Here is a 21,307-nt window from a genome sequence, read left to right as displayed (position 1 = left end):
AGGAGGTATACATTACGCAGCCTCCAGCATCGAACGCACGTCGGCAGCGCGGAAATACCAGCGGCGACCGAAGCGGTACGGCTTCAAATCATGAAAATTGCCCTTTTGCGAGATCGCTTTGCGGATGGTCTGCGCCTGGCAGCGAAGAAAGTCAGCGGTTTCGTCAACCGTCCAGTTCGGCATGGACAGGAATGCCGGCGCGGTGATTGTTTGCGATGGGATGACCGCAGCCGTGTGATGGGTGGCTGCAGTGTTGAAGCGATCAGGTTCGATCACCGGGTTGTTGCTTTGCATATTGAACTCTCCAAGCTGCGAACGAGAAGACGGTTCGCAAAACGCCGGGCCATCCGTGTCGATCTAGCAAGATCGGCGTTGACGGCTTGGAGCGGACTCTATGAAACAGTATGAATTCCGGGATTTTCGCCGGAATTTTTCCCCTTAAAAATCAATCGACTGCTGTGTGAACGCCACGTAGCAGTGGGATTTTTGTCTGGGATTTATTTCTTGTACCACCGGTGTATCTCTTCCTGTTCGCGCCAAATATCTAGCCATGGCACTAGCTTCGCGTATCGAGCCTCCTTTTCGCCCTTGCGAAAGCAGCGAGCAAAACTGTCAAGCGAAAACTTGTGCTTACCAATAGCGAGCGTCGCGAGTGACACGGGATTCCAACGTGCAGCGTTGCCTCGCCCCTTCCCGCCTGGCTTCATGCACGCCGGTGCCGCCCATCCGTATTCGGTCACTCGAGCCCACTCGAGTTCGCGTTGCCCGATTTCCAAAAAAACGGCTTCGATCTCCGGTGTGGTCAGCCCCTGGGGAAGTGCTCGTTGTATGTCTTCAGCCGAACCCGGGATATTCGATATGGAACTAACGGCAAGCGTTGCTAAGGAACTTGGTTGTATGCCGTTGCCGTAGTCGATATGGCAAAGCGTCAGATATGCGGCTGCGTCTTCACGCAGGATCTTTGATCCCACAAGGAGTTCGGATAGCGGAACATTTCCCGCCGCATACGCAATTAGATGCCCCTCGTTCAATAGCTTCTGCAAGGTCTCGCGATGTCGCCACCCAGCGTCACGCCGGAGTGTGACTATTTTTTCTTGTTCCGCTAGATAGCGAACTTCCGTAATCGGCACAGGTTCCCACGCTCGTCGGTCAGCGCGTGCGCGATAGGCTGCAAGAAAGGATTCGGCAAGATCGTCAGTAATCGGAAGCCGCAGCGTCGGTAACGCATGAAGAATGCCCGATAGATACTGTCGATCGGCATCATCCAATTCCTGCTCGGCAAACGTGATCCAGCCCATACCAGGAACGGCAGATAGCGTTAATCGCTTTCCGACAATGCAGTCCATTCCCGTAGCAGCAGGATTCATGGCGGGAACCGATGCTTCAACGATCATGCGAACAAAGGCCCAAGCGTCGATCAGTTCGTCCGACGGAAGGTCAACACGAATAATATTTCGTTGGCTCATGTGTCTGAGTTGGTCGTTTTATACATCGTAGTCTCTTTTCTTGCGCATCCGCCGAGGCTTGTCCTCACCTCTACGTGGAGAATCAACGTCGATCTGCTTCACCGCACGATCGAAATCGCTCTCGAACAATCTGTCCTGCACGATTCGGTATTTCTCGAACTCGCTCTCAGCATGCGCCTTGGCGATCTCGGCAGTAACACGGCCAGCATCCTGCAATACCTCGCGGTCGGTCGCTTCGATAAAGCGATTCAAGCGCGTCTCCCAATCCTGCATGGTCATGGGAATTTCCTCCAAAGCCACGTCCTCTGCAAGATCAAGGTAGGCCGACACCAACCGCTGCAGCTGCGCCATCTCAGCATCAGTGAGATAGTTTTTTGCGACAGACACATCGAACCTCTGAATTTTCCCCAACGGCGCATCCGTCCACGTGGTCAGGCCCATGTGCTCCTTGCCTGCTTCAGCACGGTGATACACGACTTCGGCCATCGTCTGCCCGTGGATGGCCCAGTGCAGTTTAGTCGCCTGAGCCGACACGTCATAGTCGATGGGCTTGACTAATGTGTCGGGCATCAGAAAACGACATGCGTTGTCGCAATGTTGCGTTACGGAAGCGCCCGAAGTATTGCGGCTGCGGATAGGAAAGGACAGCTCGAAGTGCGCGTGGGCGGCGCATGGCTATTCGCAATTGAGAGGGGCAAAAATCAACATGGGTACTGCTGGTCGATAGCAGTACCGCTCACGACAAGAGTGCAATTTACGTCGATTGCCCGTTGCGTAATTGCTCGGCCGAAATACGCACCAGCTTGCCGTTCTGCACCACAACGATAGCCGTATCGGTCTGCAAGGCTGTACGGCGCGCGAGTTCAGCCGCGCGTTGCATGGCGGCAAGCGATGCGCGTAAATCCGGGTTTTTGGCCTTGGATAGGTCCTGCTGCTTCATCAGTTCTCTCCCCACTCCAGCATGATGGGTGTATCACCGGAATTATCGTACAGTGCCCAGTCGTCCACCGCATGACGGTAATGCTGCTCGAAATTCTTCAGGCCGGTAGCAAACCGCCGACGGATGACCAGCTCGGGAATATCGTGGCCGCCTTGGCGCACCCGCTCGGCCACGCGCGCAATAGCGGTTTCCGCATCAGGCAGGCTCAGGAAAAACAGGCTAACACGGTAACCCTGTGCTCGCCATAGCCGGACGTGCCGGAGATATGCCAAGCCTGACAGGGTGGTCTCGAACGCGAAACTTTCGCGGAGTCGCGCGTACTGCGCTATTTCTTCCAGCATCAGCCGGGCCGCCTTGATCGCCACGGTTTCCGGCGCAAACGGAGCAAGCCCGGCTGCGATCAGGTCGGCGTTCACGAAACGGGGAAGCTGCGCCTCAGCCGGCAGGAACGACCGAGCGAATGTTGTCTTGCCGGCTCCGTTGGGACCGGCAATGATGATGACCTTCTTGTTTGCGGTATCTGTTTCCATACTCAGGAACCTTCCGCGCCGGCAGCGGCCGAGGGTGACGTAAATGGAATCCCTGCCTGTTCCAGCATCCAAGCCTCGATCCGGTCATGCCAGAGGCGCAGCAGGTCGAGCGGGCGGCGGCGATAGTGTTTCTCGGCAATCGCTGTCGGTTTGTGCCCTTGGATTTGTGCGGCCACGCCGACCGGACACTCAACCCACTCCGAAAGCGTGCCGAACGAGCGGCGTAACCCCTGTATGGTGACGTGCGGGATGCCCGCAGCTTTAAGTGCCTTATTGTGGGCAATCCGCGGCTCAGCAATCTTGCCATCCTCGGAGCGAGGACTGAAGAATACCCACGGCGATGGCGCCCACGTTTCATTTTGCTGCGCCATCCGCTCTCGTTGCAGCGTCGTCGGTTGAGCTTCGTTAAGCACCTTCAGATTCCATAACAAGCTTGCCAAATATGGTGGCAGCGGGATGGTACGACCACCTGTGCCTTCGACCTTGTCATTGAGGACCAAGCTGCGCCATTTGAAATCCACGTCGTCCCAGCGAAGTGCTGCCAGTTCTTCACGACGTGGTCCAGTGATCAGTAACCCCTGGAGATACGCACTCTGAACCGGGTTCCCGATCGCACGAACCTCGCGAAACCATGCCGCCAGCTGTTCGCGCTGCAATCCGTCGCCCTCCGCAGCCCTGACAGTGGGTACCGCATCCTTCACAGCTCTCGCTCGATAGGAATCGTCGGGAATCATGCCGGCATAGTCTGGAGTGTCGTGGCTCCAACGGATGAAACCGCGAAGCAGCCGAAATGAAAGTGCGGTCATCGTCGGACGAGCTTCGCTTTCCGCGAGCATCCATTCCGAGATCCGTTTCCCGGTCAGCTCCGGCAACTTGACCGTCCGAAAAGATGCAAGCGGGCCGGCAACCGTCACTTCCTTGGATCGTTTCCGGGGGCGACCACCAACATCCGCGTGCTGGATGTGATCGTCATAGTGACGCTGGCCCCAGAAAGGTTTGCGGGCCTCGACGTATTCGTCCCATGCTTCGCCGAACGTTACGTCTCTCCGACGAGCGTCCGTTCGTCGGGCCTCGTAGGCGGCTTGCTGTTCAGCACGATGCTCGCGCGGATCGACGCCGCTATCGACGAGCGTTTGTAGACGGCGAGCCTCTTCCTGCGCCTTGTCAATTGACCAGCTTCGCGGGTCGCCGATCGTGACGCGGACGGTCTGCCCGTGAATCTTCGATTGAAAGATATATGACTTGGCTCCTGCCTGCGTCGCACGCAGACCGAGCCCCGGCGATCGGCTGTCCCAGATGAAAGCCTGGGACTTGTCTGAGGGGCAACGAAAACCCTCCACCCTGGCCGACGTGAAATTGACCTTTGCCATGTAGTGTCCTTAATCGGGTTACACGGCCATCCATGTAACCGCCATGTAACCCGATTATGGACAAATGAGTCATCTTCGGTCAACAAAAAATCCGTGCGTCCCCATGCAGAACCACCGTAGCATAATGAACTGATCGGGTTACATAGCACTCGATCAACATCAATAAATACGATCTCTTTCGGACTCTTAATCCGTAGGTCGAGTGTTCGAGTCACTCACGCCCCACCAAGTATTTAAAAGGCCGGTTAGCGAAAGCTAACCGGCCTTTTGTTTTTCGCCGGGCGATTTGCGGTAGCGAAACCCGCAACTTTTCGACGGTGGCCGTTGCGCCCCGAGTCTCGGCTGCCATACCGGCACGTCCTCATTGACCCAAAGCTCTTACGCCACACTCGAAATCAGGCGACAGCCGCAAGTCGCCTGATGACCGTCGCGCGCAACCGGTAGCCCTCCATCGGTGATGGACTCGTCTCCCTCTGTAATCACGTTCGGCCTGACGTCCTCATGTTTCGGACAGGACACCTCGTCACCCTTGCGCGCGACAAACCGGCCGTCGAACTGCATCGTCTGCGACGCGGTGATGACCTTCCCGCCATGATCGGTATCGTCACCCAAGCGAATCAGATTCATCGTGTGACATGCTCCTCGTTGTACGGTCTACCGAAGCCGGAACCTTCAGTGCGAAGCCGGCCGCGCACTCATGCGCATGCCGCCGCCGTCATTTCCCGTAGAACTCGTAGCTGCCGTCTTTGAATTTGAAGCAGCCGTCGGACCGGGGTTTCGGGTCTCTCACCATCACGTTCGCGTACTTCGGACGTTTGGATTCGACGTCCATCGTGATGATGATGTCGCCGATGTCGTTCTTGTCGAGAAACTGGTTGGTTTTGACGTTGTCGCCGTCCGGCAGATAGGCCGAGTCAGTGGTGCCGTCCGTTGCTCGATAGAACTTCGCGGTGCCGGAAGTCGTCAGTTTGCATTGGGCCGTGGTGACGGCAAACACATACGCGTAAGTCTTCTCGCTGCCCGCGCCCGCGGCGCCTTTCTTCAACGTCAATGTGCCTTGTGCGGAATCGGCTTTCAAAGTAACTGTCTGGCTGAATGCAGCGCCACTCGTGAAAGCGACAGCGGCCACGAACGCGGCCAAGTAAGCAAAAGAAATTTTTCTGTTCATATGATCGATCTCTGGACGACTGCCTTATTCCAGTTTTTAATGGGTGGACGATGCGGTCATCTGCGCATTGTCGGTAACCGCGTGCGTCAGATGGTAATCCTCGGGCGATTCTACATAGTCGGATGGGAACCGATAGTGAACCACCCACGACACCGGCACGGAACTCATGCTCACCTCATGTGCATGGCCCTGATTGCCGCCGAGCGTCGCGATCCGTACGACGTTGCCGCTCGGATCGAATGCGGCGGCGCCGTTGACGAACGTGACGTGTGGACTGTTGTGCGGCGGAATGTGCACGACCGCGACCGCACCATATGCCGGCTTGTTGCCTTGTGTCGACTTTCCCCACGTCGCGAGACTGTTCGCTCCGGCGTTGTTATTGCCGCGAAAACCCGCACGCGTCATGCACCAGTTCACGAAGGCCGCGCAGTACGCAAGATTGTCGGAACGCTGCCGTCCGAGCGAGGTCGCGCTGAAGTATTCCTCGATGTGCTGATCGGGATGCGCGCCACCACGGCGTTTCACGCCCACGTGAAATTCCTGTTCCGCGATCGCCATCCACGGCGCGCGGCGGCCGCTCAGCACGTCGGTCTGCGGATGATCCGTCTCGTTTCTATGATGCACCGCGTGGACGGTGTTGTCGGGTCTTAGCAGCGGCGCGGTTGCATGGGACACCGTAGCAGAACCGGCAACAGCGGGCGCTGCACCGGGAGTCGGCTGCGCTGCCGCTGCATGCGGGATTGCCGCTGGCGGCGCGGCAGGCTGGGCAGCAACGGGCTGCGCGGCAGTCACCGGCGCTGCCGATTTCTGCTTCGGCACTTTCAGCACTTGCCCTGGATACACATAGTAAGGCGACGCAATTCCATTCAGGCGGGCGATCGTCAGATAGCTCGTCGAATGCGCTTTGGCAATCTGACTGAGCGAATCGCCTTTCTTGATCGTGTAGCTTTCCAGAGCGACGGGCGAAGCATCGTGGCCACCGCCGCTTTTGCCGTTTGCCGGATGGGTCGACGCCTCGCCGGCAGTGGCGGCTGCCGGTGTCGACGCAGGTGCCGTACTCGCTGGCGCCACCGTTGCCGCGACCGGTTCATGATGCTGGGTCGACGAATCGATAACGAGCGTCGGGCCGATCAATGTGACGGCGGTCGGCGGAGACGTCGGCGTGATCTTCTCGTCGATGGCGATCCACTTGTGATCGTGCTCCGACCACACCTCGATCGAGATCTGACCGCCCGACAACGCCGCCTGAATCTGCACGTGTCCGGTGTTGTCGGTGACCATCTCGCGCGTATTGCCGCCCTGCGAAGCCTTCACTTTCGTGTTGGCGAGTTCCACTCGGGCCGCATCGCGGATATACACATTGATGGTCGGCAGGCATCCCTTGCACCCCTGCTTCTTCGCGGCGGCAATCGCGCGCTGCATGGTCTTGCCGTCGAACACCTCCTTCAGCTTGGCCGCATAGGTTTCGTCGGTGGCGTAACCGGCGCGCTGCAACGCCTGCGCTTCCTTGACGAGGTCGCCCTTGACCTCGGGGTTGTAAAGACCGGCGCGCGCATAACGCGAATTGTCCTTAAGGAACTTCTGGCGGTCGCGCAGGCTGTCGAGCACCGTCGGATAGACCCGGAACGGCGCGTTCACCCAGACCTTCTCGCCATTGACCTTTTCCCACACACGAAAAGTCTTCTGCTCTCCGTCCCAGTCGGGGCTCGCCTTGATATTGAAGACGTTGTTCGTTCCGGGCAAAACCTTTTCACCCCAACCGGTCTCTTGCGCCGCCTGCGCAAGAATCAGTTGCCACGAACATCCAGATTCGTCGGCACACTGTCGTGCCGGGCAATAGAGATCCTGGATGAAGGCCAGCTTTTTTTCGTAGGGATACTCCGTGTGCGCCATGATTGTCTCTCTACTGTGCGTTGCGCCTGAATACCTTGCCGTTCGCCTTGGTGCCGACCACCGCCACCCACGACTGATCGTCGAACTGCGGCGCCACTACATTTGCATCGAGCTGACGGGCGGCCGACGCGGTCTTGCCCGCGAGGTCGATATCCACCATCACCGCCGCATCGCCTTTGCACGCCGAACCGATCACTTTCATGTGCTGACCGTTCAAAGTCGCTGCGTCGAGACCGCAAAGCGGCTTTTTGACGGCGAACGTGTTCACCGCCTTACCCGTGCGATCGACGACCGAGACCGCCAGATCGGTCGCCGTCAGACCGACCGTATAAGTCGCGCCATCGGGCGTGAAAATCGCAGTGGCCTGTTGGGTGTCGTTCGGTAACGCATAGCTGGCCCACGTGTAGCGACTTCGGCCGAGATCGATTTTCGCGGATGCGAATGCGTCATGTCCGCCCGCCGACGCTCCCTTGTTCGGCATGAATTCACCGGACACGAGCAACGAATCGCCGTCCAGTCTTGCCTTCGAGCCGGTCCAGAACGCACCGTTATCCAGCTTCACAGTCTTTGTCGGATTCAGATTCGCGTCGAATTGCGCGACGAAGGTGCTGAAGTTTCCGCCCCGATCGAGGGTTGCACTGGTGCCCCCACCGACCGACACGAGATTGGGTTGTACATCGAGGAAATAAGACCATTCGTCGAAGCCGGTCTTCACCGGTTGCTGTTTGAGCAACGCGCCCTTATCCGAGATCTTGTTGATGACCACACGCGTCTGATTGAGCGACTCCGAGCTGTTCGTATGCTCCTGCGTGACGACGTAATACGCGCTGCCGTCGCTCAGGCAACGCGTGGCGGTATTGCTTACGTGATCGCGTGCGTACGGAATCGGCGTGCGCCATACGACCTGGCGGCGATTGGTGTCGACCAGCAGGACATACGCAGACTCACTGGGGCCCGCATCGTCGTAGACGAATCCGCTCACGCAAAACTGTCCGTTGCCCACCGGACTGATATTCGCCGCGGAAAAACCGTGCGGCGCGGCCAATGGGATATCGACCGTCGCGGCTGTAGCGGCCGACTGCGCCACGGCATTCGTCATTGCCACGCTGGCGAGACAACCCACCAACGTAGAAAGTATGAGACTGTGCTTGATCAATTGCTTTACCCTGGTTTTACTGATTGGTCGTCGAAACCTGATGATCGCGCGGCGGCGAGTGCATGATGCGCGCGCCGTTTTAAGCGTGTCACGTTTCGGTCGAGGTGTCGTCGTATTCGGCAGGGTCATCGCCGTGATCGACGGTGCCGTCGCTGGTTTCGTGGTCTGGATAATCGAAAACGCCGGCATCGGCCTTGTCGGTTTCATTGCTCGACAGCGTGAAGGGCTCGTCGTAACGCAACGTGGTCCATTTACCCTGATTCAGATCGAGCACGGTCCTGATCGGCTTTGGCGCATCGGTAAACGCTCGCAGCGTCTTGCCGCTTTCGTCGATCAGGCCGCTGCCGATCATCGCACCGGTGTCGTCGATGAACTTATAGTTCACAGGCGTGGCAGCGCCCTCGGGTTTGTGCAGTATTTCGTCGAGGAACACCTGCTGGCTGAACTGAAGCGGCTTCTGGCTTTCGAAAAATTCCTGCTGCTGTTGCTGAACGCTCGTCGGTCCCTGCTTTTCCCAAGAAGCGCCCCGTTCGAGAATCTGCCCCGGGGTGCCGTTCTCGATCGCATTTGCGTTGATGCGAATGTACGAACCGCCCGCGCCGATCCAGACTTCGCTGGATGCGGTCAATACCAGCCTGCCGTTCGAACTGGTAATCGTGAGGTCCTTCAGTGCGGCGAGTGTCATTTCATCGCTCTGGGCCTTGATCTCGACTTTTCCTTTCGCGGCAAACAGCTTCATGCCGGCGTTCTGCACGAACAGGCTGATCTTCTCTGTCACGCTGGCGATCAACGATTTGCCGGACACGATGTGCGTACTCTGCCCGCTCACCACATTGACATGCTGGTCGGCCGCTATCTGGGTGGACTGTTGCGTCGACAGCCCGAGACCGGCCGGGCTTGCGATCAACATGATCGGCTTGTCAAAACCGTTGGCATTGCCGGTGCCTCCGCCGGCCGTCCTGCCTCCGGACGCGCTGCCAGCGAGGCTGTGTTGCGTGGAATCGGTGAAGGCCTTCAGCGCATCCTGGCCGGGTTGCAGGCTTTCCGCCTGATTCGCGACGCTGGCCTGCGAAAGGTTCTCAATCAGCGCCTCCGCACTGACCAACTGTTCGCTCGCTTGCCCTGCGCTGAGCGGCTGGATCGCAGTGGCTGGATGGGTCGAGACGAACAGGCCCTGACCGGCCCGGATGGCTCCATAGGCTTCCGACTTCAGATCGAAGCCGCTACCCAGATAGGCGCCGCGGGTATTGCTGCTGTGCTGGACGAGATAGCCGAGATGCAGATGCGAACTTGCACTGCTGCTATACACGTGCACGCGGTTCTGACCAGTCGAGTCGTCCATCACCATCTGGTTGTAGCCGTTACCGCCGTACTCCTTCGAACGGTATCCCGACAGCAAGCCGTTCGAATGCCATTGCGGCTTGGCCGCGCCGTTATAGAGGCGGGATATCACGACTGGGCGGTCGCAATCCCCGCCGATGTGGTCGATTAACACTTCCTCGCCGACTCGCGGCATATGAACGCCGCCGTAGCCGTCGCCAGTATCCGACTGTGCGGCCCGCACCCAGCACGACGCGCGTTCGTCGCCACCGTTCTCGCGATCCCAGATGAACTGGACCTTGATGCGATTCAATTCATCCGTATAAACCTCTTCACCCTTAGGGCCGACAACGATTGCCGACTCCAGATGAGTTTCGGGCTTCCTATGCTCGAGCGGGCTGCGGAAAGGCACGCTGGTGCGTTGCGCTTCGATATCGATGCGATAAAAACCTTCGGAGCCGTCAGCATGCGAAACCTTGAACTGGGTTTCGTTCCCGCGGCTTTCACGCATTTGCGATAGGGCATTCTGAAGACTGTGCGGAAATTCCGGCCACCCGTTGCCGACCGGCAGATTATTCTGGATCGACCACGCCGTTTCCACGACAGCGAATTCGCGCTGAGTTGCGTTGTCGCGATCGTGATCGGGATGGCCGCTGAGCGTGAAGCGAAGCCCGGCGTCGACGCCGCGCAGACCGCCCACCCCGTGAAAGCGTTTGGCGCGCGACTCCCATTCCTCCATCCGGATTCGAGACAGGTCGTCGCCGCGCTCCTGTTTGGCGTAGGTATAGGCACCCGTGTATTCGTACACTTCGGCCTGATCCGGCAACCTGCCTTGATCCGGCATCGTCGGCACACTCGTGCCCTTCGGATTGAAACGCGTGGAGGGACTTTTGTAATCGAACGTGCGGGTGGTGAGCGCGGTGCTCTGAAGCGTGCGAGTGCCGGACCATTGCGTGAGCGCGTCCATTTCACTGCCGGTACCTGCCCGATAAAACTTCACGGTAGCGGGCGACATCGGCTCGAGCGTCTGCAGACGGTCGGTGATCACCAGCGTGTGCGATTTTCCGTCCTTCGACTGTTGCCAGAAGCCGTAGAGCCCTTCGGATTCGAGCAGGCGATGCACGAAATGCCAGTCGTCCTCGTCCTGCCTGCAATATGAGCGGGCCGGCAACGGTTTGGACAACGCGAACTGAAACATCCCTTGGGCTTGCGGGTGCGTGCCGAACACGTCGGAAATGATTTCGTCAGCAGGCTTGTCCTGCCAGATGCGCTGGTCACGGCGGAACTTGAGGAAGTGCATCCACGACGCAAAGGTGAACTGGTAGCTCGTCAAACCGCTGTTGGAGCCGAGCCGACGTGCAGTATGCACATGACCGTGATGCGGCAGATAGGATTTGTCCGACTGCTGGATCCAGAGCGTGACCGGCTGTGCGATTAGCGTTTTTAGCTCAAGACTACCCGAGGTGGATACAGCGTCTACCGTGAATTCGAAGTGCCGGCCGAGACGTGAGCGACCCATGGCGCGCTGCGGCACCAACACGCTGCTTCCCAGCGGAGTGTCAAGTTTGAGCAAGCGATCCTGCTGGACTAATCCCCCCGAGATGCTTGCAGCAAGGTCTTGCGCGTTCATCACAAACCCTTTTCTTCATTTAATTTTTTGAAGATGATTATCCAGCCCCATTTGCGGCTACGGATTCTACCTAAAAATTGAGGAGAAAATGTTAATAGTCTTTCGAGGAAATTTTTTCCTCCCAAATCTGCCTAATAATCGCCACAGGAATTAATTTCCTATAATCATTTTTAGAACCGACAATACGGATATCGGTGAGGAATGTATTGGCTATGACGATATTCTTCGCCAAGAATCGGAGCTCATTCGCCAATGGATTTCTGCCAGTTGCCTGCATGCAAGGAGGGCCGCTCCAACGTCCCCGGTGTACCATCGCCACCCACAATCCAACGCGCCGAAGTCCCCCATGTCCAAATCCAGACTCACCCCCGCCGATCTGGGCACGCCACTCTCCGAACAAGAGTTCGATGAACTCGACGAATTCCTCGTCTCCGACCAGACCTCCGACGAAACGCTCACGATCGACGGCCTCGACGGCTATCTGACGGCTCTGGCGATCGGCCCGACCACCCTACCGCCGAGCTACTGGCTGCCGGGGGTGTGGGGCACCACCGAGGACGCAACGCCCGACTTCGAAACACCGCAGGAAGCCCAGCACATCCTCGGTCTGATCTTGCGGCAGATGAACGGCATCATCACCGTGATGGAACACGAACCGGACGAGTTCGAACCGGTTTTCAGCTACGCCCGCACCGACGAAAACGACCGCGAATTCATCGACGGAGAAGCGTGGGCCATGGGCTTCTGGCAAGGTCTGATGCTGGTTCGGCAGGATTGGCAGCCGCTGTTCGATTCCGTACAAGGCGAGGAATGGCTGCGACCGCTCCGCCTGATGGGCGCGCTAGACCTCACCGAAGAAGAACTGGAATTCGCCAACAGCCCGCAACAGGTCGAAGCCCTCACTCAACAGATCGCAGCCAGCATTGCCGCCATCTACCGTTACTGGGTCCCCCATCGGCTCGCCGTCCAACAGCAGAAACTTGCCGAGGTGAAGCAGCGCGCCGAACCGAAAGTGGGCCGCAACGATCCGTGTCCGTGCGGCAGCGGCAAGAAATTCAAAAAGTGCTGCGGCGCGGCGGCCACGCTTCACTGAGGAAACGATATCGCGAGGCGCATGCCGGCTTTGTCGCGTGAGTGCAAAAAGCAAAAAGCACAAAGCGCAGAGTGGCCTCGTCGATTACTCCCGGTCCGGTCAACGTCGTCGCGTCCCTGCTTTACATGGCGTACAAACTGGCCCTCGACGACGGCACGCTCGGCGCCGACATCGGTTTACTTCGCCGACACGTCGATATTGCCGAGGTACTTCGCCGCCAGCGTCTTCACCGTGCCGTCGGCCTGCACTTTCGCGATTGCCGCATTCAACTGATCGCGCAGCGCAGTATCGCCCTTGCGAAGACCATACGCGATGCCGCTACCGAGGATCTTGTCGTCGCGTACCGGTTGACCGACGAACGCATAATCCTTGCCGTTAGGCTTCGACAGAAAACCCGTCTGCCCCGCGGGCGCCAGCACGAGCGTTGCATCGAGACGCCCCGCAACGAGATCCGCATACACCTGGTTCTGGTCCTGATACGGCACGATGGTTACGCCGTTCGGCTCCCAATGCGTCTTCGCGAAGGTCTCCTGAATCGACGCCTGCAACACGCCGACGCGTTTGCCCTTCAACGATTCCTGCGTGGGCAGCAAACCGCTGTCGCGTCGCGCGATCAGTTGGCTCGGCACGCGATACACGACGGTAGTGAAATCGATCGCCTGGCGGCGCTGCTCGGTGGCGTTCATCGCCGAATTGATCGCGTCGAACTTGCGCCCCTGTAGCGCGGGAATCAAACCGTCGAACGAGGTCTCGACCCATTTGCACGTCATATGCGCGGCGGCACAAACGGCATTGCCGACATCGATATCGAGCCCCTGCAACTCGCCGTTCGGTCCTTTCGATTCGAACGGCGGGTACTGCGCTTCGAGTCCGAAACGCAGTGTCGAAGTATCGGCGGCAAACACAGCGGGCGCCGTCGCGATCGATGCGAATGCACAGGCCAGTGCAAATAGAGGCTTGAGCAATTTCATAGCAGGTCCTTTCTCTTCGATATTGTCGTAACAGCAAGCAACGCGCGAGATCATACTGCGGCGCAAAATGCGCGGTCTCGTGCCGCTCAGATTTCGCACAAACGCCGCGCGCCTTCGATCAGCGTCGCGTCGTCCTTCGAGAAGCTCAGGCGAATCAAACCGGAATCCGTGCCGTCGGTATAGAACGCCGAGAGCGGAATCGTGGCGACGCGCGCATCGCAAATCAGGCGCAATACGAAGTCGCTATCGCTTTCGTCCGAGAACCCGCGGAAGCGCGCGAGCATGAAAAAGCTGCCTTCGCTCGGCAACAGTTCGAAGCGCGATTCGCGCAACGCGTCGGCGAGCAGATCGCGCTTTCGCTGATAGAACGCGGAGAGGCCGAGATAACTTTCGCGATTGGCCAATGCATCGGCGAACGCGTACTGCATCGGAGTATCGGCAGAAAACACCATGAACTGATGGACTTTGCGAATCTCGTCCATCAACGCGGCGGGCGCGAGGCAATAGCCGATGCGCCAGCCGGTCACGTGATACGACTTGCCGAACGACGACACGATCACGCTGCGTTCCGCGAGTTCGGTATCGCAAGCCATGCTTTGATGTTTGGCCCCGTCGAACACCACGTGTTCGTAGACTTCGTCGGCGAGGATCACGATGTCGGTATTGCGCGTCAGCGCCTTGAGGCGCGCGATGTCGGCCTCGCTGAACACGGTCGCGGTCGGATTGTGCGGCGTGTTGATGATGATCATGCGCGTCTTCGGCGTGATCGCGGCGGCCACCTCGTCCCAGTCCACGCGAAAGTCGTCGAGCGACAGTTTGATCGCCACCGGCGTCGCGCCTTGCAGCCGCACGATCGGACCGTAGCTGTCGAACGAGGGTTCGAAGTAGATCACTTCGTCGCCGGGATGCACGAGCGCGCTGATCGTCGAATACAGGCCTTCGCTCGCGCTGGCGATCACGGTCACTTCGCTCGACGGGTCGTAGCGCACGCCGTAAAGCGTCTCGACCTTGTCGGCGAGCGCTTCGCGCAGCGTGGCGATGCCGGCCATCGGCGCGTACTGGTTGTGGCCGGCGCGCATCGCTTGCGCAACGCCATCGACCAGTTTCGCGTCCGGCGCGAAATTCGGCGCGCCTTGCGACAGATTCAACGCGTCGTATTGCGCGGCCAGTTGGCCGATCACGGTAAAAATCGTCGTGCCTACGTCTGGCAATTTCGAGCGGGTTTGCGTGGCGCTCTGCATAAACTTTCTCCCCGTGCAACACGGTTGCTGGCTTCATCCATCAACGGGAACGCGCATAGCCATGCGCTGCGCTCCCGTCCGGTTCGATGAATTAGGCATCAGCCAAAGCGGTGTCACAATCGAAACTTTGTCATGCGCGGCATGCGTTTACGTCATGGCTCGCGTGAGACCGCGCAGCACTCGGCTAACGCAATGAAATCGGGGTTTGACGGGGGAAATGGAGGCTGCGCGGCGGATAAGGAAAACTGCCGAGGTATGACGTAATCTGATGATGTACGGCGAAGGATCTACGAAGAAACACACCAAACCGGCTGCGACCGGGCGGTCGCAGCCGTCGAAACTCATCGACGATCAGACTTCGTCCATCAAGCGGACCTTGACCTTTTTGCCCTTCACCTTGCCGGCGCTGAGCTTGCGCAACGCTTCGCGCGCGATGCTGCGCTCCACTGCCACATAGGTCGACATTTCGGTCACGTTGATCTTGCCGATCTGCGAACCGGCGAAACCCGCTTCGCCGGTCAGCGCGCCGAGCACGTCGCCCGGACGGATCTTTTCCTTGCGGCCGCCGAGAATCTGCAGCGTTTCCATCGGCGGCAACAGGCGTTCGTTGCTTTCCGATTTCAGCTCGGACAGCTTGTGCCACTCGACTTCGCGCTTCTGCGCCTGCTCGAGACTGCCGACCCGGCCCATCTCGTTCATGCTCGCGAGGCTCAGCGCCCAGCCTTCCTGATCGGCACGGCCCGTGCGGCCGATGCGGTGCACGTGCACTTCCGGATCCGGCGTGACATCGACGTTGATCACCGCTTCGAGCTGCGCGATATCGAGGCCACGCGCGGCGACGTCGGTGGCGACCAACACCGAACAACTGCGGTTCGCGAACTGGATCAGCACCTGATCGCGTTCGCGCTGATCGAGCTCCCCATGCAGCGCAAGCGCATGAAAACCCTGCGCGCGCAGCACGTCGAGCAGATCGCGGCATTGCTGTTTGGTGTTGCAGAACGCGAGCGTACTCACCGGGCGATAGTGGTTCAGCAGCAGACCGACCGCGTGCAGACGCTGGTCCTCGGTCACCTCATAGAAGCGCTGACGGATCTTGGTATTGTCGTGCCGCTCGGCAAGCTTCACTTCCTTCGGATTCCGGAGGAATTGCTGGCTGAGCTTGACGATGCCGTCGGGGTAAGTCGCCGAGAAAAGCAGCGTTTGCCGCTCTTTCGGGCATTGCTTCACAACCGTGGCGATATCGTCGAAGAAACCCATGTCGAGCATGCGGTCGGCTTCGTCGAGCACCAGCGTATTGAGCGACTGCAACGGCAGGCTGCCGCGCTCGAGGTGATCCATGATGCGCCCCGGCGTGCCGACCACGATATGTGCGCCATGTTCGAGGCTCGCGGTTTGCGGACGCATCGGCGTGCCGCCGCACAGTGTCAGCACCTTGATGTTTTCTTCGGCGCGCGCGAGACGGCGGATTTCCTGCGTGACCTGGTCGGCGAGTTCGCGCGTCGGGCACAGCACCATCGCCTGCGTGGCGAAGTTGCGCACGTCCAGACGCGCGAGCAGCGCGAGCGAGAATGCCGCGGTCTTGCCGCTGCCGGTTTTCGCCTGCGCGATCAGATCGTGGCCGGCCAGCGCGATCGGCAAACTGGCGGCCTGAATCGGCGTCATGTCGACGTAGCCGAGTTGCGTCAGATTGGCGAGCGTCGCGGCGGGCAGCGCCAGTTCGCTAAAGGGCGCGCCGGCGGGTGTGGGACTGTTCATAGTGGGAAGGCTCGCAATCGGCTCAAGGGACTAAAGGGGCTGTAAAGACTAAGAGGCTCAATGCGCAGCACTACTCGGCCATCGGGCCGGTAGCAGGCTTGCCTTCGATCTGTTCGTACAGCACCGAACCGTCATCGCTGTCGAAGCGCTCGACGTAATTGCGCGCGCCGCACATCGGGCAACGGAACAGAAGCCCTTGCCCTTCATTCTTGATGACGACGTCCGACAGTTCCCATTGCTCGCCGCAGGGCTGGTTTCTACAGGTAAACACGTTGATTCTCCAACTCGATTCGATTGTGTGTTGGGCGAGGCCGCGCGTGCGGCCTCGCCTGGAATGCGATAAAAATTTTGCGCATACATGCGCTCGCCAGCGCGAGCGTTTCAACCCAGATGCGTATGCCGCGCGCGCGTCGCGCTCACGTCCATTTCCGTCAGACCCTGGACGATCCCGCAATCGCCGACTGCCTGCTCGCCGTGACATTGGTCGCGCAGCGTGGTCAGTTGCAATTTCAGTTGCTTCAACTCGTCGATGCGCGTGTCGACGTGCGCAATGTGCTCGTCGATCAGCGCATTGATGCCGCCGCAGCCGTCGGCCGGCGCGTCGGTTAGACGCAGCAACGCGCGGATTTCGTCGTGGGTCATGTCGAGCGCGCGGCAATTACGGATGAAACGCAGCCGCTCGACGTGCTTCGCCGTATAGCTGCGGTAATTGGCCTCAGTGCGCTCAGCTTCGGGCAACAAGCCCTCTTTTTCGTAGAAACGGACGGTTTCGGTCGTGCAATGGGCGATTTTCGCCAATTCGCCGATTTTCATGGACCCTCCGGATAAACGGCCTTGACCTTGTAGTGGCTTCAAGGTGTTTACTAGACCACAAATCGAACGAGGAAGCCACCATGCCGCACGACCACTACGCCGAAACCGATCGCCCTGGGCAGGCTGAAGCCAATGCCGGCGGCCCTGACGGGCATCTGCACGAAGAGAATCATCAGCATGCCGAAAGTTGCGGGCACGGGCACGAGCATAAACAGGCGCACAGCCACGACCACACCCACAGCGACTGCTGCGCGACATCATCCGCCGCCGTCCTGACGCCGCTCCGGCTCCCGCAATCGGAGACGGTCGGCGCGGACGTGCGCACCGCGATCCGCATTCTGCAGATGGACTGCCCGACCGAAGAGACGCTGATCCGCAAGAAACTGGGCCGTATGCCGTACGTGCGCAGCATGGACTTCAACCTGATGCAGCGCGTGTTGACCGTCGTTCACGCACCGGACGCACTCGGCTCGATCCTCGCGACGCTCCGCTCGCTCGACTTCACGCCCGAACTGGCCGACGCCGGTCCGGATGCCGCACCGAGCGCCGCGCCTCAGGCGCCCGCCAAACCCTGGTGGCCGCTCGCGCTCGCCGGCGTCGCCGCGGCGGGCTCAGAGGCCGTCAATTGGCTCGGCGCGCCCGCCTGGGTATCGGCGGCTCTGGCGATCCTCGCGGTCGTCTCCTGCGGCCTCACGACCTATCGGAAGGGCTGGCTCGCGATCCGCAACGGCAACCTCAACATCAACGCGCTGATGAGCATCGCGGTGACCGGCGCGCTGCTGCTGCGCCAATGGCCCGAAGCGGCGATGGTGATGGTGCTCTTCACGATCGCCGAGCTGATCGAAGCGAAGTCGCTCGACCGCGCCCGCAACGCGATCCAGGGGCTGATGCAACTCACGCCGGAACAGGCGAGCGTGCAGCAGGCCGACGGCAGCTGGCTGGCGACCGAACTCAAGGCCGTGCCGCTCGGCGCGGTGGTGCGCGTGAAACCCGGCGAGCGGATCGCGCTCGACGGTGAAATCGTCGCGGGCCGTTCGAGCGTGGATCAGGCGCCGATCACCGGTGAAAGTCTGCCGGTCGATAAAACCGTCGGCGATGCGGTGTTCGCCGGCACGATCAACCAGGCCGGTTCGCTCGACTTCCGCGTGACGGCCGCCGCCGCCAACACGACGCTCGCGCGCATCATCCATGCGGTCGAGGAAGCGCAAGGCACCAAGGCGCCGACGCAACGTTTCGTCGACCAGTTCTCCCGCGTGTACACGCCGATCGTGTTCGTCGTGGCGCTCGGGGTCGCGGTGCTGCCGCCGCTGCTGTTCGGCGGACTGTGGCAGGCGTGGATCTACAAGGCGCTGGTGTTGCTGGTGATCGCATGTCCGTGCGCGCTGGTGATCTCGACGCCGGTGACGATCGTCAGCGGTCTCGCGGCGGCCGCACGCAAAGGCATTCTGATCAAGGGCGGCGCCTATCTCGAACAGGGCCGCAAGTTGAAGCGGCTCGCACTCGACAAGACCGGCACGCTCACGCACGGCAAGCCGGTACAAACGGAATTCGAAATCCTGGTCGACGTCGGCCTCGCTGACGCGCGTTGCCGGTCGCTAGCCGCGAGTCTCGCGGGACGTTCGGATCATCCGGTTTCGATGGCGATCGCGGCGGCTGCGAAAACCGCAAGCGTGAGCACCGTCCCGGTCGATGCATTCGAAGCGCTGGCGGGCCGCGGCGTGCGCGGCGAGATCGACGGCTCGCCGTACTGGCTCGGCAATCATCGGCTCGTCGAAGAACTCGGGCGCTGTTCGGCTTCGCTCGAAGCGCGGCTGGACTTACTCGAGAAGCAAGGCAAGACCGTCGTGATGCTGGTGAGTGCCGAACGCGTGCTCGCGCTGTTCGCGGTCGCCGACACGGTGAAGGACACGAGCCGCGCCGCGATCGCCGATTTGCAGCGTCTCGGCGTGCACACCGCGATGCTCACCGGCGACAACCCGCACACGGCCGCGGCGATCGCGCAGCAGGTCGGCATCGACGAAGCACGCGGCGATCAGTTGCCCGAAGACAAGCTGAACACCGTAGCAGGCTGGTCGCAGGAAGGCGCGACGGTGGGCATGGTCGGCGACGGCATCAACGACGCCCCCGCCCTCGCGCGCGCCGATATCGGCTTCGCGATGGGTGCGATGGGCACCGACACCGCGATCGAAACCGCCGACGTCGCGCTGATGGACGACGACCTGCGCAAGATTCCGCAATTCATCCGCCTCTCGAAAGCGACGCACGCGGTGCTCGTGCAGAACATCACGCTCGCGCTCGGCATCAAGTCGGTGTTCCTGGTGTTGGCGCTGACGGGGTTGGGCACGATGTGGATGGCGGTATTCGCCGACGTGGGCGCGAGCCTGCTGGTGGTGGCGAACGGCTTGCGGTTGCTGCGCAAGTGAACGCGTAACGAAGATCGTGCACGCGGACTAACGAACTGACGCAAGGAGGTTGAGATGGGATTCCTGGAAAAGCTTCTGGGCGGTCACGGCGGCGGACACCGTAGTGGAGGGCACGGTGGCGGCCACGGCGGTGGACACGATAGCTGGGGCCGCGGCGGCCACGGTGGTTCAGGCAATGATGGCTACGGCAACGGCGGTCCTACTGCCCCCACACCGCCCATCGCGCGCGCCGCCGGGCCGGCATGCCCAGCGTGCCGCACGGTGAATGCGATCGGCGCGCGGTTCTGTCAGCAATGTGGAACGTCGATGCTGCCGGCAACATGCAGCGGCTGCTCGGCCCCCGTGCCGCCAGCCGCGAAATTTTGCCAGCAGTGCGGCACCCCGGCTTAGCGTTGAAGGTTCGGATCGCGTAGCGGGCGCAGGGTGAGCGTTCACCCCACGCACTAATGCGCGAACGAATAGCGGCCGGCTTCCTGATGATCGTGCGACGCGGCCTTCAAGGTCTCCGAAGGCCGCACGCCGAACAGCTTCCGGTAATCGGTCGCGAACTGGCTCAGATGCCAGAAACCCCACGCCGCGGCAACGTCCTGCACCGAACGCGATTCACGCGACGCACTGCACAGCTCGCGCCGCGCGCCGTTCAGGCGGATCGCGCGCAGATAGGTGGCCGGGGCCATCCCGAGCACGTCCTGAAAGCAGTATTGCAGCGTGCGCCGGCTCACATGCAGACGCTCGCACAACTCCGGCACGTTGATCGCGCGATCGCGATTGGCCACCACATACTCACGCGCCTCGGCCACGATCGATTGACGCCGCGACTGGGTCGGCGTTTCGGAGTGACCGTCGGCGGGCAATGCGCCGACGTCGAACAGCGAAGCCAGCACCGACGCCTGCAAATTGTTCCGCGCGAACGAAGACAGCGGCGCGCCGCTTGCCGCGCCGTCGTCGAGAAGCCGGCGCAGCGACGCGCACAGCCGCTCTTTACGCGCGCTGCCGACCGGCACCACCTCGGTATTCGGCAGATGCTCGGCCAATCCCACGCGCTCGACCTCGGCCGCATAACGGCGCAGCACTTCGCCCTTCACCACCACGCCGAAAATCTCGTAACCCGGCGACGTCAATAACTCGAACTCGATGCCGCCCGGACGAAACGCGAGCGCATCGCCGCCGATCGCCTGCGCGTCGATCCGGCCGCTGCCGTCGCGACAAGTGGGAATGCCGAACCAGAACGCGTCCTGTTGCACTTCGCAAGTTTGCCGCAGCGTGTGGCTCGTCGTTTCGACGAACACCTGCATGTGATCGAGACACAACTCGGTCAAGCCGCCGACGAAGCGACCCGCGGTCAACTGATCGTAGGTCTGGTTCCAGCCGTGCAGGTTGCGCGCCTGTTCGTCGGCATCGTGCGCGACGCGAGTCTGCACGCAGAAGCTCGGTTGCTCGGTTGATGTCAGGCCGGTCGGCTCGTCGCGGCGGAGTTCAATCGTCATACGGGATCGCTGGAATCGACATGTTGGCGCAAACGCAGGCAAGTCCCATGC

20 protein-coding genes and 1 tRNA gene are annotated in these 21,307 nt (G+C 60.4%); 4 read left to right on the top strand and 17 right to left on the bottom strand.

What is annotated here, in order from left to right; all coding sequences use genetic code 11:
• Positions 1–12 precede the first annotated feature (12 nt).
• The 6 genes from PQQ51_RS31045 to PQQ51_RS31020 all read right to left on the bottom strand — a co-directional run bounded on the left by PQQ51_RS31045 (position 13) and on the right by PQQ51_RS31020 (position 4,306).
• Entirely contained in the window at positions 13–294 is a 282-nt protein-coding gene (locus PQQ51_RS31045; RefSeq protein ID WP_408501021.1) for a helix-turn-helix domain-containing protein, read from the bottom strand.
• 203 nt (positions 295–497) lie between these two features.
• Positions 498–1,466 (bottom strand): hypothetical protein, encoded by a 969-nt coding sequence (locus PQQ51_RS31040; protein WP_408501020.1) that lies wholly within the window; start codon positions 1,464–1,466, stop codon positions 498–500.
• Positions 1,467–1,484: 18 nt separating this feature from the next.
• The gene (gene rhuM / locus PQQ51_RS31035) at positions 1,485–2,036 is read right to left on the bottom strand and encodes a RhuM family protein (protein WP_408501019.1); all 552 of its coding nucleotides are present in this window, start codon (positions 2,034–2,036) and stop codon (positions 1,485–1,487) included.
• Positions 2,037–2,220: 184 nt separating this feature from the next.
• Positions 2,221–2,406 carry a hypothetical protein gene (locus tag PQQ51_RS31030; RefSeq protein WP_408501018.1) on the bottom strand — a complete coding sequence of 62 codons (186 nt, stop codon included), beginning with the start codon at positions 2,404–2,406 and terminating at the stop codon, positions 2,221–2,223.
• Positions 2,406–2,936 (bottom strand): ATPase, encoded by a 531-nt coding sequence (locus tag PQQ51_RS31025; RefSeq protein ID WP_408501017.1) that lies wholly within the window; start codon positions 2,934–2,936, stop codon positions 2,406–2,408. Before PQQ51_RS31025 ends, PQQ51_RS31030 begins: the two co-directional genes overlap by 1 nt.
• A gap of 2 nt (positions 2,937–2,938) precedes the next feature.
• On the bottom strand, positions 2,939–4,306 hold the full coding sequence (locus tag PQQ51_RS31020; RefSeq protein WP_408501016.1) for a tyrosine-type recombinase/integrase: 1,368 nt from the start codon (positions 4,304–4,306) through the stop codon (positions 2,939–2,941).
• Positions 4,307–4,441: 135 nt separating this feature from the next.
• Here PQQ51_RS31020 and PQQ51_RS31015 point away from each other — a divergent pair.
• Positions 4,442–4,534, top strand: a tRNA-Ser gene (locus PQQ51_RS31015).
• Between the two features lie 150 nt (positions 4,535–4,684).
• Here PQQ51_RS31015 and PQQ51_RS31010 read toward each other — a convergent pair.
• The 5 genes from PQQ51_RS31010 to tssI all read right to left on the bottom strand — a co-directional run bounded on the left by PQQ51_RS31010 (position 4,685) and on the right by tssI (position 11,473).
• The gene (locus tag PQQ51_RS31010; RefSeq protein ID WP_408501015.1) at positions 4,685–4,933 is read right to left on the bottom strand and encodes a PAAR domain-containing protein; all 249 of its coding nucleotides are present in this window, start codon (positions 4,931–4,933) and stop codon (positions 4,685–4,687) included.
• 88 nt (positions 4,934–5,021) lie between these two features.
• Positions 5,022–5,384, bottom strand: a complete 363-nt coding sequence (locus PQQ51_RS31005; protein ID WP_408501014.1) for a hypothetical protein — start codon at positions 5,382–5,384, stop codon at positions 5,022–5,024.
• Positions 5,385–5,510: 126 nt separating this feature from the next.
• Entirely contained in the window at positions 5,511–7,367 is a 1,857-nt protein-coding gene (locus tag PQQ51_RS31000) for a glucosaminidase domain-containing protein (RefSeq protein WP_408501013.1), read from the bottom strand.
• A 10-nt stretch (positions 7,368–7,377) separates the two neighbouring features.
• The gene (locus PQQ51_RS30995; protein WP_408501012.1) at positions 7,378–8,466 is read right to left on the bottom strand and encodes a hypothetical protein; all 1,089 of its coding nucleotides are present in this window, start codon (positions 8,464–8,466) and stop codon (positions 7,378–7,380) included.
• Between the two features lie 145 nt (positions 8,467–8,611).
• Entirely contained in the window at positions 8,612–11,473 is a 2,862-nt protein-coding gene (gene tssI / locus PQQ51_RS30990; RefSeq protein WP_408501011.1) for a type VI secretion system Vgr family protein, read from the bottom strand.
• Between the two features lie 346 nt (positions 11,474–11,819).
• On the opposite strand from tssI, the gene PQQ51_RS30985 reads away from it, so the two are divergent.
• Entirely contained in the window at positions 11,820–12,566 is a 747-nt protein-coding gene (locus PQQ51_RS30985) for a UPF0149 family protein (RefSeq protein WP_408501010.1), read from the top strand.
• 176 nt (positions 12,567–12,742) lie between these two features.
• Here PQQ51_RS30985 and PQQ51_RS30980 read toward each other — a convergent pair whose 3' ends face one another.
• The 5 genes from PQQ51_RS30980 to cadR form a co-directional block, all read right to left on the bottom strand.
• Positions 12,743–13,537, bottom strand: a complete 795-nt coding sequence (locus PQQ51_RS30980; RefSeq protein WP_408501009.1) for an ABC transporter substrate-binding protein — start codon at positions 13,535–13,537, stop codon at positions 12,743–12,745.
• Positions 13,538–13,623: 86 nt separating this feature from the next.
• On the bottom strand, positions 13,624–14,778 hold the full coding sequence (locus PQQ51_RS30975; protein WP_408501008.1) for a pyridoxal phosphate-dependent aminotransferase: 1,155 nt from the start codon (positions 14,776–14,778) through the stop codon (positions 13,624–13,626).
• A 351-nt stretch (positions 14,779–15,129) separates the two neighbouring features.
• Positions 15,130–16,533 carry an ATP-dependent RNA helicase DbpA gene (dbpA, locus tag PQQ51_RS30970; protein WP_408501007.1) on the bottom strand — a complete coding sequence of 468 codons (1,404 nt, stop codon included), beginning with the start codon at positions 16,531–16,533 and terminating at the stop codon, positions 15,130–15,132.
• A gap of 70 nt (positions 16,534–16,603) precedes the next feature.
• Positions 16,604–16,804 carry a hypothetical protein gene (locus PQQ51_RS30965; RefSeq protein WP_408501006.1) on the bottom strand — a complete coding sequence of 67 codons (201 nt, stop codon included), beginning with the start codon at positions 16,802–16,804 and terminating at the stop codon, positions 16,604–16,606.
• Positions 16,805–16,914: 110 nt separating this feature from the next.
• Complete coding sequence (gene cadR / locus PQQ51_RS30960; RefSeq protein ID WP_408501005.1) at positions 16,915–17,346, bottom strand: Cd(II)/Pb(II)-responsive transcriptional regulator; 432 nt, start codon at positions 17,344–17,346, stop codon at positions 16,915–16,917.
• Positions 17,347–17,426: 80 nt separating this feature from the next.
• Between cadR and PQQ51_RS30955 the strand changes: the two genes are divergently transcribed.
• Complete coding sequence (locus PQQ51_RS30955; RefSeq protein WP_408501004.1) at positions 17,427–19,769, top strand: heavy metal translocating P-type ATPase; 2,343 nt, start codon at positions 17,427–17,429, stop codon at positions 19,767–19,769.
• Between the two features lie 54 nt (positions 19,770–19,823).
• Positions 19,824–20,159, top strand: coding sequence for a double zinc ribbon domain-containing protein (locus PQQ51_RS30950; protein WP_408501003.1), 336 nt, complete (start codon positions 19,824–19,826; stop codon positions 20,157–20,159).
• Between the two features lie 53 nt (positions 20,160–20,212).
• Here PQQ51_RS30950 and PQQ51_RS30945 read toward each other — a convergent pair whose 3' ends face one another.
• Positions 20,213–21,256, bottom strand: coding sequence for a helix-turn-helix domain-containing protein (locus PQQ51_RS30945; protein ID WP_408501002.1), 1,044 nt, complete (start codon positions 21,254–21,256; stop codon positions 20,213–20,215).
• Between the last annotated feature and the right edge of the window lie 51 nt (positions 21,257–21,307).

The organism is Paraburkholderia xenovorans, from assembly GCF_046030735.1.
GTDB lineage: Bacteria > Pseudomonadota > Gammaproteobacteria > Burkholderiales > Burkholderiaceae > Paraburkholderia > Paraburkholderia xenovorans_A.
This window is presented reverse-complemented; position numbering and strand designations above follow the sequence as displayed.